Annotated in this window: 14 protein-coding genes and 2 riboswitches; of the genes, 6 read left to right on the forward strand and 8 right to left on the reverse strand. The window is 46.3% G+C overall.

What is annotated here, in order from left to right:
* Positions 1–34: 34 nt before the first annotated feature.
* A riboswitch (PreQ1 riboswitch) is annotated at positions 35–79 on the reverse strand.
* Positions 80–160: 81 nt separating this feature from the next.
* Complete coding sequence (locus M1D90_RS14255; RefSeq protein WP_020451151.1) at positions 161–1,198, reverse strand: YkvI family membrane protein; 1,038 nt, start codon at positions 1,196–1,198, stop codon at positions 161–163.
* Between the two features lie 220 nt (positions 1,199–1,418).
* On the opposite strand from M1D90_RS14255, the gene M1D90_RS14260 reads away from it, so the two are divergent.
* The 3 genes from M1D90_RS14260 to motB all read left to right on the forward strand — a co-directional run bounded on the left by M1D90_RS14260 (position 1,419) and on the right by motB (position 5,289).
* Positions 1,419–3,515 carry an ATP-dependent Clp protease ATP-binding subunit gene (locus M1D90_RS14260; RefSeq protein ID WP_149169431.1) on the forward strand — a complete coding sequence of 699 codons (2,097 nt, stop codon included), beginning with the start codon at positions 1,419–1,421 and terminating at the stop codon, positions 3,513–3,515.
* Positions 3,516–3,713: 198 nt separating this feature from the next.
* On the forward strand, positions 3,714–4,517 hold the full coding sequence (motA, locus tag M1D90_RS14265) for a flagellar motor stator protein MotA (RefSeq protein WP_020451149.1): 804 nt from the start codon (positions 3,714–3,716) through the stop codon (positions 4,515–4,517).
* Complete coding sequence (gene motB / locus M1D90_RS14270) at positions 4,510–5,289, forward strand: flagellar motor protein MotB (RefSeq protein WP_020451148.1); 780 nt, start codon at positions 4,510–4,512, stop codon at positions 5,287–5,289. The genes motA and motB overlap by 8 nt, the downstream gene beginning before the upstream one ends.
* Positions 5,290–5,312: 23 nt before the next feature.
* On the opposite strand, the gene M1D90_RS14275 is transcribed toward motB, so the two are convergent.
* On the reverse strand, positions 5,313–5,768 hold the full coding sequence (locus M1D90_RS14275) for a MarR family winged helix-turn-helix transcriptional regulator (protein WP_020451147.1): 456 nt from the start codon (positions 5,766–5,768) through the stop codon (positions 5,313–5,315).
* A 237-nt stretch (positions 5,769–6,005) separates the two neighbouring features.
* Between M1D90_RS14275 and M1D90_RS14280 the strand changes: the two genes are divergently transcribed.
* Entirely contained in the window at positions 6,006–7,517 is a 1,512-nt protein-coding gene (locus M1D90_RS14280) for a PAS domain-containing sensor histidine kinase (protein WP_020451146.1), read from the forward strand.
* Positions 7,518–7,575: 58 nt separating this feature from the next.
* Here M1D90_RS14280 and M1D90_RS14285 read toward each other — a convergent pair whose 3' ends face one another.
* Positions 7,576–7,818, reverse strand: coding sequence for an aspartyl-phosphate phosphatase Spo0E family protein (locus M1D90_RS14285; protein ID WP_026579805.1), 243 nt, complete (start codon positions 7,816–7,818; stop codon positions 7,576–7,578).
* Between the two features lie 218 nt (positions 7,819–8,036).
* Here M1D90_RS14285 and M1D90_RS14290 point away from each other — a divergent pair, with 218 nt between their 5' ends.
* Both M1D90_RS14290 and fosB read left to right on the forward strand, forming a co-directional pair.
* A complete protein-coding gene (locus M1D90_RS14290; RefSeq protein WP_023857313.1) occupies positions 8,037–8,354 on the forward strand; it encodes a YkvA family protein in 318 nt (105 codons plus the stop codon).
* The gene (gene fosB, locus M1D90_RS14295; protein WP_212110489.1) at positions 8,341–8,805 is read left to right on the forward strand and encodes a metallothiol transferase FosB; all 465 of its coding nucleotides are present in this window, start codon (positions 8,341–8,343) and stop codon (positions 8,803–8,805) included. Before M1D90_RS14290 ends, fosB begins: the two co-directional genes overlap by 14 nt.
* A gap of 27 nt (positions 8,806–8,832) precedes the next feature.
* On the opposite strand, the gene M1D90_RS14300 is transcribed toward fosB, so the two are convergent.
* The 5 genes from M1D90_RS14300 to M1D90_RS14320 all read right to left on the reverse strand — a co-directional run bounded on the left by M1D90_RS14300 (position 8,833) and on the right by M1D90_RS14320 (position 13,307).
* Positions 8,833–9,369, reverse strand: a complete 537-nt coding sequence (locus M1D90_RS14300; RefSeq protein WP_039072689.1) for a 1,2-dihydroxy-3-keto-5-methylthiopentene dioxygenase — start codon at positions 9,367–9,369, stop codon at positions 8,833–8,835.
* Between the two features lie 15 nt (positions 9,370–9,384).
* On the reverse strand, positions 9,385–10,011 hold the full coding sequence (locus M1D90_RS14305) for a methylthioribulose 1-phosphate dehydratase (RefSeq protein WP_039072688.1): 627 nt from the start codon (positions 10,009–10,011) through the stop codon (positions 9,385–9,387).
* Positions 9,972–10,670, reverse strand: a complete 699-nt coding sequence (gene mtnX / locus M1D90_RS14310) for a 2-hydroxy-3-keto-5-methylthiopentenyl-1-phosphate phosphatase (RefSeq protein ID WP_456282837.1) — start codon at positions 10,668–10,670, stop codon at positions 9,972–9,974. The genes M1D90_RS14305 and mtnX overlap by 40 nt, the downstream gene beginning before the upstream one ends.
* Complete coding sequence (mtnW, locus tag M1D90_RS14315) at positions 10,667–11,884, reverse strand: 2,3-diketo-5-methylthiopentyl-1-phosphate enolase (protein WP_256163703.1); 1,218 nt, start codon at positions 11,882–11,884, stop codon at positions 10,667–10,669. The genes mtnX and mtnW overlap by 4 nt, the downstream gene beginning before the upstream one ends.
* A gap of 83 nt (positions 11,885–11,967) precedes the next feature.
* A riboswitch (SAM riboswitch) is annotated at positions 11,968–12,067 on the reverse strand.
* 49 nt (positions 12,068–12,116) lie between these two features.
* A complete protein-coding gene (locus M1D90_RS14320) occupies positions 12,117–13,307 on the reverse strand; it encodes a pyridoxal phosphate-dependent aminotransferase (protein WP_020451138.1) in 1,191 nt (396 codons plus the stop codon).
* Positions 13,308–13,391 lie beyond the last annotated feature (84 nt).

The raw sequence follows: 13,391 nt of genomic DNA on the forward strand, positions 1-13,391 counted from the left end.
AAACAATAAAAAAGGCCATACCCCAAGGATACAGCTTTCCTTAGTTTTTTATAGAGGGTTTTGCTAGAACCTCTCCCGCAGTTTCAAGCGGATTTTGTTTCAATTTTCCTTCGCCATCTTATCACAAATCGCATGTTTCGCCAAGTGCAATGCCTGCCATTCAACGCTCAGGCACCCTTTTGACGATCAAAAAGAATATAAAGACGAGGCTCAGCTGGCCGAACAAAGGATAAATGGTCGATATCAGTTTTCCGTAGCCGATTTGTCCCGTCAAGTAGATTGTCAGCAGGATGAACATAAATACATACAGGCTTTTCATATGAAGATATTCATTAATCTGCTTTTCAAGACCATATAAATTGCCGATGACCGATGTGAAGACTTCCCCGAAAATGATAAACAGATAGATGATATGGACAGAATGTTGGACAATGAATACAACCTGTGCCATCGGAACTTCGTATAACAGGACATCAGGCAATGTTGAAAGAGACAGAAAGCTCGCGATCAACACAAGGGTAAGCAGACACCCTCCGATTAATGCTCCTTTTATAATGAGCCGTTCAGATTTCAGTTCAGAAGCGATCGGCACGAGAACCGCCTGTGCGAGCGACAAATTAAAAGCGCCGTACGAAACAGCGGATAAAATCCAATCGGGTTTTGCCGCCGAGAATGCCGCCAAATTGTGGATCTCCGGCCCTCTGAAAATAAACGAATCGAACAGGACGATGACTGTGAACAGAAGCAGCAGCGGAACGACAATGACATTGACGCCGAATATCCCTTTAACGCCCTTCATCATGACAAACAGACTCAAGGCAATCGTCGCAATCATCCCCGCTTGGTTTGAAAAGCCGAGCTGTTCCTCAAATATCGCCCCCGCTCCGGACAGCATGACAGACGTCACGCCGAGCAAAATCACGAGCATGAAGACATTGACAAATTTCCCGAGCGTATGGCCGAATAAATATTGATTCAGCTCCTGATAAGATTTGGCATTGATTCTGACCGCAATCAGCATCATTTTTGCGCCGAGAAATGTAAACATCAGTCCGCTGATCAAAATTCCGGCTAATCCCGGCCAGCCGAATCTTAAAAAAAACTCGACGATTTCTCTTCCAGTTGCAAATCCGGCTCCGACGACCGTTCCTACATAAACAAATGCCAGCTGAAAGGCTGATCCATGTGATTGACTCATACGACTCCTCCGTAAACGAATTCCCTTTCTACACCATATGAGCCATGTCCTTTAAAAAGAAGGACAACTTCTCATTCAGGAACAAAAAGAAAAAAGCATAGAACTTGAAAGTCAAAGAAGGTCAATGTATACTAATAGTCAGAAATGGTCAAATTGCAGACCATTTTTTCAAAGTCAATTGGTCAAAAAAGGTCAAATTCAATAAAGGGGGTTTTGGCAAATGCGTTGTCAACATTGTCAAAAAAATGAGGCGACGATTCGCCTGAACATGCAAATCAACTTTACAAAAAAGCAAATGGATTTATGTAAAGACTGCTATAAAGAGCTGACTCAGCCTTCTATGTTTTCAGGAAATCATTTTTTTGGCGGAGGAGGTTCTTTCTTCAGCCAGCCATCACAAGCGCAGACGCAAACCGCTGCCAAAAAAGGCTTGCTCGATGAACTTGCCGTCAACTTAACGAATGCCGCAAAGACAGGCTTGCTCGATCCGGTGATCGGCCGCGATGATGAAGTGGCCCGTGTAATCGAGATCTTAAACCGCAGAAATAAAAACAACCCTGTCTTAATCGGTGAACCGGGCGTTGGTAAAACAGCCGTTGCTGAAGGACTTGCTCTCAAAATCGCCGAAGGCGATGTTCCAAATAAATTGAAAAACAAAGAACTCTACCTGCTTGATGTCGCTTCCCTCGTAGCAAACACCGGCATCAGAGGACAATTTGAAGAAAGAATGAAACAGCTGATGAAAGAGCTGAAAGAACGCAAAAACGCGGTCTTGTTTATTGACGAAATTCACCTTCTTGTCGGAGCAGGCTCTGCCGAAGGCTCCATGGACGCCAGCAACATTTTAAAACCTGCGCTTGCCAGAGGCGAACTGCAAGTCATCGGCGCGACGACCTTGAAAGAATATCGCCAAATCGAAAAAGATGCAGCATTAGAGCGGCGCTTCCAGCCGATCATGGTGCATGAACCGACAATTGAGCAGACCGCGGCGATTTTAAACGGGCTGAAAGAAAAATACGAAGCGTATCATGATGTAACTTACACGGATGAAGCGATCAAAGCCTGCGTCGTTCTGTCTAGCCGCTATATTCAGGACCGTCATCTTCCCGATAAGGCGATCGACCTTTTGGATGAAGCCGGTTCAAAAGCGAACTTGAAAATCGACACGGTCAGCGGTGAACAAGCTTCCCAACGCCTGAAAGAAATCGAAGCGGAAAAAGCTAAAGCGCTGCAGGAAGAAAACTATGAGCTTGCAGCAAAGCTCCGCGATGAAGAAGAAGCACTGCACAAAAAAATGGAAAACCATGCGAAAGAAAAACGGGCAACCGTTAAAGCTGAAGACATTCAAGCGATCATCGAACAAAAAACCGGCATTCCGGTCGGCAAGCTTCAGCACGACGATCAGAAGAAAATGAAAGAGCTTGAAGCAAACCTTTCAAGCCGCGTGATCGGTCAAAAAGAAGCGGTAAAAAAAGTGGCAAAAGCCGTCAAAAGAAGCCGCGCCGGCCTGAAATCAAAAAACAGGCCAGTCGGTTCATTCCTGTTCGTCGGCCCGACAGGTGTCGGTAAAACAGAACTTTCTAAAAGGCTTGCGGAAGAACTGTTCGGCACGAAGGATGCCGTCATCCGCCTCGATATGAGCGAATACATGGAAAAACACGCCGTATCGAAGCTGATCGGTTCACCTCCTGGATATGTCGGCCACGAAGAAGCCGGACAGCTCACCGAAAAAGTCCGGAGGAACCCGTACAGCATCGTTTTGCTTGATGAAATCGAAAAAGCCCATCCCGATGTTCAGCACATGTTCCTGCAAATCATGGAAGACGGACGTCTGACAGACAGCCAGGGACGGACGGTCAGCTTTAAAGATACCGTCATCATTATGACAAGCAATGCCGGAGTATCTGAAAAGCGGACAACCGTCGGTTTTAACCGGGAAGAACAAGTAATGGGCGAACAATCAATGATCGATTCCCTAAGCAGCTACTTTAAGCCGGAATTCCTGAACAGATTTGACAGCATCATCGAGTTCCAGCCGCTCGAAAAAGAAGATCTGGTCAAGATCGTCACTCTCTTGCTGGAAGAGCTTGAAGAAACGTTAAAAGAGCAAAACATGACGCTTGAAGTTTCAGATGAAGCAAAAGAAAAAATTGCTGAAATCGGATACCATCCGGCCTTCGGCGCCCGCCCATTAAGACGAACCATTCAAACAGCAGTCGAAGATCAAATGACCGATCTGCTGCTTGAAGAAGAACACATCAACGGTTTTGCGGTTATCGTTGAAAACGATGAAATCTTGGTGAAACCAACCGCATAACACACATAACGGCCTCCAATTGCGGAGGCCGCTTTACATACAACGTAAGAATCACAAAAATTCTATTTTTTAGCATTAAATAACCCTAAAGTCCCTTTTCACCATGATTTTGAAACAATTTAAGAAACACCCTAAAGTTCCTATCACGCAACACCGATATTAACGATAGAAAAGTTAGTTAAAGGAATTGGTGAAAAAATGGACAAAACATCGTTAATTGGAATCATCTTAGCTATCATCGGAGTAGGTGTCGGCATGGTCATGAAAGGTGTCAGCCCTTCCGTTCTCGTCAATCCCGCGGCATGGCTGATCATCCTTGTCGGTACAATCGCAGCAGTTGTGATCGCTTTTCCAATCCGCGAGATCAAAAAGGTTCCCAAACTCTTCGGCATCTTGTTCAAAGAGAAGAAGATGATCGAAATCAACGAATTGATCCCGATGTTTTCCGAGTGGGCACAAATCGCAAGACGTGAAGGACTTCTCGCTTTGGAAGCAAATTTGAATGAGATCGATGATGAATTTTTGAAAAACGGCATGAGCATGGCAGTAGACGGCCAAAGTGCCGAATTTATCAGGGACGTTTTAACTGAAGAAGTTGAAGCAATGGAAGAAAGACATCAAGTCGGAGCGGGCATTTTTACCCAGGCGGGCACATACGCGCCGACACTCGGCGTTTTGGGCGCTGTTGTCGGACTGATCGCAGCGCTTGCGGATATGAGCGACACTGAAGCGCTTGGACATGCGATCAGCGCCGCTTTTGTCGCGACCCTTCTCGGGATCTTCACCGGATATGTACTATGGCATCCTTTTGCCAATAAATTAAAGCGGAAATCCAAACAGGAAGTCAAAGTCCGCGAAGTCATGATTGAAGGCATCCTTTCGATCTTGGAAGGCCAGGCGCCAAAAGTCATTGAACAAAAGCTTTTGATGTATGTCTCTCCAAGCGAACGCTCCAGCATCGTCATCCCAGAAGGAGACAAAGGAGACAGCAGCAATGGCTAGAAAAAAGAAGCACAAAAAAGACCATGAAGAACACGTGGATGAGTCTTGGCTCATCCCATATGCCGACCTGCTGACACTGCTTTTGGCCTTGTTCATCGTACTGTTTGCCATGAGCTCGATCGACGCCAAGAAGTTCGATATGCTGTCTAAATCATTCAATGCCGTATTTACCGGCGGAACAGGAATGATGGATTATTCCAGCTTCACCGAGCCGAAAACGAGCACAACCGAAGATGGAAAAAGCCCTGACCAAGCAAAAGATCTCTCTCAAGATCAAAAAGAAAAAGACAAGCAGTCGCTGAAAAAAATTCAGGAGCAGGTCAACCGGTTTATTAAAGAGAAAAGTCTTGAAAAACAGGTCAATACGAAGCTGACAGACGAAGGCCTCCTCCTTTCCATCGAGGATAATATCTTTTTTGATTCCGGAAAAGCGGAGATCCGCCAGCAGGACATTCCGCTGGCCAAGGAAGTATCCGACCTTCTCGTCTTGAATCCGCCCCGCAATATCGTAATCAGCGGACATACGGACAATGTGCCGATTCGAAATTCTCAATTTAAATCAAATTGGCATTTAAGCGTGATGCGGGCAGTCAATTTCATGGGGCTTTTAATCGAAAATCCCAAGCTTGACGCCAAGATATTCAGCGCGAAAGGCTACGGAGAATTTAAACCGATCGCTTCAAATGACACCGAAGAAGGAAGAAGGAAAAACAGACGCGTTGAAATCCTCATCCTGCCGATCGGCCAGGAAAACTTGAATAAAAAAGAATAGGAAGCTGCCTTTTGGCAGCTTCCTTATTCTTTGCCCTTATAAATATTTCTTGCGTTCAGCCCGACTTTTTTCAGCATTTCGATGCAGGCTTCTTTCTCCTCATCGCTTAACACGCTGATCATGTGGTGAAGCTCTTCTGCATGACCCGGAAAAATCTTCTCCAGGAGCTTGGTGCCTTTATCTGTAATTTGCGCATAGGTCACCCTGCGGTCGGTCGCACAGGCTCTTCTCGCGATCAGCTCCTTTTGCTCAAGCTTGTCAACCACATATGTAATACTCCCGCTCGCCAGTAGAATCTTATCCCCTATTTGCTGAAGGGGCTGATCCCCTTTATGATAGAGGAGTTCTAAAACGGCAAACTCGGTTGGATTCAGACCATGATGATGAATATGTTTATTCATATGATCATTAATGGATCTGTACGCTCGAGATAATACAATAAATAATTTCAAGGACTGTTCCTGTTCTCTATTACTCATATCTCTCATCTCCAAAGAAACAACTACAGGAAAACATTAATAAACTATGAGGAAAATGTCAACTGTTAACATTCAAACCATGTTATGATGAGTAGGAATCGAACATCAAATAGATATATCCGGAAATTCCCCGGTATTGTGTCCTATTTTCACGGTATTGGTTATCTTTTCTATAAATCGGCTCTCACTAGTGATATAATACCCCTATTCCTGTATCGATTGGGAGAGAGTAAAAATATGCGCAATTTGAAAAATCTATGGAAGAAAGTCAGGCTTTATTTGATCTTGGTGATGATCCCCGCCTTCATTATAAGCTTTTTTGTATACGAACAAGAACGAGAAAATATCACTGAAAAGCACCGTCAGACTGCGACTCTCATGCTCAATATTCACCGCAACCAAATCAACTACCTGATCGGCGAAACAGAAGCAAGGCTCAGCTCCCTTGCCACGGCCCTCAACCACCCTGTTAATGAGCAGCATATCAAACGAATCCTGACGGAAACGTATAAAAAAGAACCGCGTTTTTCGGCTTTATACCTTTTAAATAAAGACGGCGATGTCATGGTGAGCACGTCTCCCGTCAAAGAAAAAAAGAAGGTTTCATACAAGAACATTCTGCAAAAAGCGGAAAAATCAAAGAAATCCGTGATCACAGACGATATACATACAGTGTCGGACAGGCTGGAGCTGAATATTTTTACTCCTGTCTATGACAGCGAAGGCAGAACGACAAATTTTCTGCTGGCTTCGATCCGCGTCGATTATCTGAAAAATATCATGAACGTCCTGAGCCCTGAGCTTTATATCAAAATTCTCAACCAGAAGAATCAGATTGTCTTTACAGCAGGCCATTCTCCTCCTGAGAAGCCGGACGGCGGCACCGTCGATGCTTTTTTGGATCAGATCGACTGGAAGCTTGAAGTTTATCCGGAACCGGTCCAGCTTGATGAAATCGTTCACAGTCTTCTGCTGTCATTTTTAAGTATTTTCATTCTGCTGAATATTATGTTCCTCATGCTCCAGTATGTGCTGCTGAAGCGGCGGACCAAGCAGGAGCGCGCCCAAAATGAAGCCCAGAAGCTCGAATTAATCGGCACCCTGGCAGCGAGCACCGCTCATGAAATCAGAAACCCGCTGACAGGTATCAGCGGCTTTATCCAGCTCCTGCAAAAAAAATATCAATCAAAAGAAGATCAAATGTATTTCTCAATCATCGACCAGGAAATCCGGAGGATCAACCAGATTGTCAGCGAGTTTCTCGTGCTCGGAAAGCCGACGGCAGAGCAGTGGCAGCTTAACGCCATGAATGAAATGATTGACGAAATCATGCCGATTATTCATTCTGAGGCAAATTTATATAATGTGGAAGTGGAATTTCAAGACTGTGGAGAAGACCCGGCTTATGTGTATTGTAAAAAAGATCATATTAAGCAGGTTGTCTTGAACGTCGCCAAAAATGCTCTTGAATCGATGAAAAACGGCGGAAAGCTGCTCATTCAAATCGAACATCATCAAGAGAAGGCGCAAATTATTGTGAAGGATATTGGAGAAGGCATTCCAAAAGAAATGATGGAGAGTATTTTCCAGCCTTTTGTCACGTCAAAGGAAAAGGGAACCGGACTCGGCCTTGTCGTGTGCAAGCGCATCATTTCCATGTACGGGGGAACCATTCAGATCGAAAGCGAACAGCATAAAGGAACGACTGTAACGATTACGCTGCCGACTTCAAAGGAACAGGTTGACTGAGGCTTCCCCGTTCCTGCAAAGAGCCTGCCTTTCACGGCAGCTCTTTTTCGTTCAGTCACTATGCCGTATATTTTTCAACGGTCAGACAGTCGATGCGGCCTAAAAAATCCTGCAGCAGATGGTCCGACGCATTTTCATTCATAGACAGTTTTTGATATTCATAAATTAATTGATCCAGCTCCTGGCTCCGCCTGATCGTTTCATCCCCTGTAAATCCATAGATTTCAGCGGCTTCAACCATCATTTGCCGCTTCTTGCTGATGGAAACGAGCAATGCTTCTTTTTCAACATAATTTTGCATACGCTTCACCCCTTACCGACATATCGTTTCTTAGAACCATCCAGATTTTGCGTACTTGAGCATTATTACAGATTATACTTATTTTGTAAACCTATTTCTCAAAAAATTATTTTGAAATCGAGTATAATAGAATTGTGGAATTAAAAGTGTAATACCCATCGATGAAATACGGCAAACACCTTTAAAAGAGTTCATGAGGATAGAAGGAGGTCTAAATGATGAAAAAACCAGTGTCAAGGCTCCGAACCATCTTTGCCGTGAAAGAAGCGTATTCAGGCCTCTTATTGTTTTTCAAGGCATTTAGAGCCTGGAGAAAGGGAGACTTCCCCTTATTCCCGAAAAAAACGATTTTACTGGCCGCGCTGGCATTGATTTATGTGCTGTCTCCGATCGATTTGATTCCCGATGTTCTCGCAGGTGTCGGCTGGCTTGATGACGCGGCTGTGCTCGCTTTTCTATTCAGGCAAATCACCAAAGAGCTGGACGGATTTGAAATACATCTAACGGGAGGAATAAACGGCAATGGCAAACAATAATATTCTCGGTATCAATCATCTCTTGTTTTCAGTCTCTGACCTGTCCGTCTCTATTTCATTCTATGAAAAGGTGTTTGATGCCAAGTGGCTCGTAAAGGCCGAGAAAACCGCTTATTTTGACCTGAACGGCATCTGGCTCGCATTAAACGAAGAGAAAGACATTAAGAGACAGGAAATCCACGACTCTTACACCCATATCGCCTTTTCGATTCAACAGGAAGATTTGCCGTTCTGGGAAAAGAAATTACGCGATTTAAGTGTAAACGTGCTAAAGGGCAGAAAACGGCATGAAGGCGACAAAGATTCAATTTATTTCTCAGATCCGGACGGCCATAAGTTCGAGCTTCACACCGGCTCTGTATTTGACCGTCTTCAATACTATCAAAATGAAAAACAGCATCTCTCCTTTCATGAAGGCCACATCAAGGCCCTTTATGACAGAAACAAATAAAAAAGCGTCCACACGGACGCTTTTTCATTATCGGCTCACACTCTCTTTCTCATAAATCGGCACCCAGCCCTCTGTCGTCACAAAGATTCTGACAGCCACGACTTTTCGGTCTTCCTGAAGCGTGAAATAATGGCGGGTGTTTTCAGGAACGGAGATCAAATCTCCCGGATTTAAGAGGACATCAAAAAATGTGCCGTCTTTTCCTTCTATCGCAAAGATGCCGTGGCCGCTGACGATAAATCTGACTTCATCGTCTGTATGATGATGTTCCTGTTTGAAATTTTTCAAGAGCTCATCGAGTTTCGGATTTTGGTCGGAAAGCGAGATGACATCGCTCGCTTTATAGCCGCGGCGTTCTGAAATGTCTTTGATTTCAGCGGCAAAGACGTCTAAAATCTCCTGTTTCTCTTCATCGGTCAAATCGTATTTTTCTTTTAAGCCGGCCGGCAGCTTTGTGATATCCCATTTTTCATAAATGACCTCCTGCTCCTTTAGAAATTGTTCTACTTCTTCCTGCTTTTCAATGGTCGTGTTTTGTTCATCATGGATTCGAATTGTTGCCATGCTTTCTCCCCCTTTTTAATTAACGTGGTAAGCCTGCAAAGCTTTCAGTTTTAAATGCCAGCTGAACAGGAATTCATACGCTTCAAGCATCCGCTTTGTCTCAAATGCCGTTTTTCCCCAGACGGTAATGCCGTGGCTGCGAATCAGCACTGCCCCTGAATCGCCTGAAAGGTGTCCGGCAAAATCCGCCGTCAAATCCGGAATATGAGCGCTGTTTTCGATAATCGGGATCGCAACCTCCGCATTTTCCTCCCAAAGACCGAGCGCCTTTATGATTTCCTGGCCTCTGAATGTCGCTTGCTTTTCTTTTGCGTAAAGCTCTGAGATAACATTGTTGTCAATCGTATGGACGTGAAGACAGCAGCCCGCGTTTGTATTTTGATAGACACGGGTGTGCAGCAGCGTCTCCGCCGACGGTTTCAGCGTATGTCCGGTCTCCGCCGGTCTCCCCTCTTCGTCCGCCAGCAGAAAATCCTCCGCGGATGCTTTTCGCTTATCTTTTCCGCTTGCTGTGATGAGAAATCGCAGCGGGTCTTCTGATACTTTGATTGACAGATTGCCGCTTGTCGCAGGGAACCAATCCCTTTCCGCAAGCTCTTTTTTTACCTCGGCAAGTTCGTGCCATTTTTGCTCAGGGTCCATTCTTTCACCTCCGCGGTCTCTTCAAGTATTCGCTTTACATCACGGAAATCGCCGAATCCCGCATGCTTCAGGCCGAGTCCCTCACATTCCCGCAGCAAATAATCGCGCGCGATGCACAAGTCGGAACATTTGGCAGCTTCAACATCTGTAACAGAGTCCCCAATCATGACAACAAAATCGTCCCAGCCTTTCAGCCGGCGGATGATAGAAGGCTTGCAGCAGCCGCATTCATTTCCGCAGCTGCCGTCACACGGATACGGCCAGCGGATCTCGATATTGCGCCCTGAAAAGCCGGCCTCATTGCAGTAAATGCGTTCCTTTTCGACAATGCCTTCAAGCAGTGGATAGACGAAAAAGTCCATCCCTCCGCTCACGACGTAAAACGGAAGACCCTGCTCATCCAGGAAAGAGACAAACTCTGTAAACCCGGGGCGGATCTCGGCTTGTTTCAGTACATATCCCATAATGTCTTCTTTCAGGCTTGTCGGCAGCAATTGAAACATTCTGCCGACCCCGTCCTTAATCGATATGTCCCTGGACAGAACCCCGTCTTTTAAAGCGAGCCACTCTTCTGGAGCAAATTGTTTCATAATGCTGATGATGTTGTCGTTTGTTGTAATGGTTCCGTCAAAATCGCAAATGATAAGCGGCTGCCTCATACGGAAACCTCAACCCTTCCCCATTTTTCAAGGGCGAGCTTCAAATCGGGAGAACGCTTTGCTTTTTCTTCGACTGGCTCCGCTTCCAGGACGGCATCAATGATCGCCCGAAACGCTCTTCCTCCGCCTGCCGCTCCGTTTGGATGACCGTGAATCCCCCCGCCTGCGTTGATGATATGGTCAATGCCGAAGTCTTTCATCAAGAGCGGCACCATGCCGGGGTGAATACCGGCCGACGGGACGGCGAATGTCGGTTTAAAAACGTCTTCCTTCGTGCATTCATCATATATGGCAAGCGCATCCCGCTTCGGCAGAGCAACGCTTCCGTACGGTGAAGGGAACAGGCTGAAATCAGCACCCGCATACCGGTTGAGCTTGCCGAGCAAGAGCGAATGGGAAAAACCGTAATGCGGCGACGAAGTGAGTGCGCCGCTTACTGCCGGGTGCGCCATGATCGGCAGCGGGATGTCGTCGTCTTCCGCAAGGCTTTGCAAAACATCGAGCCCGTAGGCAAACACATTCAGCAGCAACACATCGGCTCCGAGCTCGGCTGCTTTTCTCGCCTTCGATTTCAGCTCCATTGTCCTGCCCGTCAGGTTGACGGCATACAGCGTTTTGCGCCCTGTTTCTTCAAAAGCTGCCTCAAGCACTTTCTTTCCTTCCGTGATTCGTTTTTCAAAGGGGGCACTGCCTGTTTCGAATAAGATTTCATCGTCCTTGATCAAATCCACTCCGCCGAGCGCCTGCTGCCTAAGCTGTTCCTTCAAGTCTTCCATATCGCGGCCGATGACGCCTTTAAAAATGCTCATCAACAGAGGCCTTTCAAATTCGCCGATTTTTTTCCGGATCCCGTATACGCCGAATTTCGGACCCGGCAATGATTGTTTAAAAGACTGCGAAAACTCCAAATCCGCCAATTTAATTTTTCCGTCGAGAGACAGCTTTCCAAAAACGGTCGTCAGCACAGCGGGAATGTCGCTTGTAAAATTGGCTTCCGGATAAGCGATGGTGACCGTTGCCTGTTTTTCCCCCAGCGCGCTTTCTGTTTCTTCGACCTTGACGACGCGTCCTTTATGCTTTTTCAGCTGTTCCTGCTTTAAGAGCGGCAGATCTGTCCACGACCCGACCGTCAGTCCGATCGCGATTTGCTCGGCCCGCTTTTCTGCGTCACATCCTTGATCTGTCAAAACATATGTTGCCAAAAGTTCACTCATTCTGTAGCTCCTTCCTGCTTCATGCATATAAAAAACCTCTTTTGCTGCTTTAGCTAAAAGAGGTTTCGCATTTCAGGTTCGAATCCTTATCTCTCAGCGTCAGCTGCAAGAATTAGCACCGTGCTTAAAAAGTCGGTTGCCGGGCTTCATCGGGCTTGTCCCTCTGCCTGCTCTTGATAAGAATATTGATTTTATAAATTATTTTGAATTATCCCATCGTTTTTCCCGGTTGTCAATGACTGTGGCCGGTCTTTTTGAATATATTCAGCTTGGCAATGCGCGAAGCCGCTTCCCGGAGCCGCTCTTCGCTTGTCAAGAGGCCGACTCTCACATAGCCTTCTCCGTATTTGCCGAAGCCGATGCCGGGCGCTGTGACGACATTCGCTTTTTCGAGAAGCAGATCGGAAAAAGCCTCAGATGTATACCCGTCAGGGACAGGCATCCAGGCGAAAAAAGAACCTTGCGGAGCATCCGCGTGCCAACCGATTTCGCGGACCGCACGAATCCATACATCCCGCCTTTTTTCGTAGCGCTCATTTTGCTCCTTGACACACGCTTGGTCTGATAGAAGCGCGGCTGCCGCGGCGTCTTGGACCGCTTTAAAAAGGCTGACATACATATGGTCCTGATAAAGGTTCAGCGCTTCGATCACAGATGCGTTGCCAACTGCAAACCCGACCCGCCATCCAGCCATATTATACGTTTTGGAAAGCGTGTAAATTTCGATTCCTGTGTCTTTTGCCCCCTCCGTTTCGAGAAAGCTGACAGGCCTCTTGCCGTCGTAGCCGATCGCACCGTAGGCAAAATCGTGGACGACGCAAATTCCGTTCGACTTGGCAAACCGGACAGTCTCTTCGAAAAAAACAGGCGTGGCTTGGGCACCGGTTGGATTGTTTGGATAATTTAAATACATGAGCTTCGCATTTTCTTTCACTTCCTTCGGAATCCGGCTGTAGTCAGGCAGAAACTGATTGCCCGCTGTAAGCGGCATCGTTGCCATGTTCGCTCTTGCCAGCTCAACGCCCGACCAGTAGTCGGGATAGCCGGGATCGGGAACGAGCACGGCATCCCCCGGATTTAACAAACATTGCGGAAGCTCGACAAGACCGGCTTTTCCGCCGAACAATACAGCGACTTCGCGTTCGGGATCGAGCTCTACACCGTATTCCCTTCGATAGAACGCGGCTGCCGCCTCCTTGAGTGAACGGCTGCCGCGAAAGGAGGAATACTGATGGTTTTCAGGGTTGCGAACGGCTTGCGCCATTGTATCAACGATGTGATCAGGTGTCGGCTGATCGGGATTCCCCTGGCCGAGATTGATCACATCATGGCCGGCGGCGATTTTTTCATTCACCTTTTTCACCAAGGAAGCGAAAAACTGCTCAGGCAGCTGTTTCAGCACATCTGAAAGCTCAAATTTCATATGATTCACCCGCTTTTGAAAAATTCTTGAAATGATAGTCCATCATCATATATTGTTAAATGTAAAATGTAAAGAAAAAAATGA

Source organism: Bacillus sp. JZ34 (assembly GCF_053903205.1).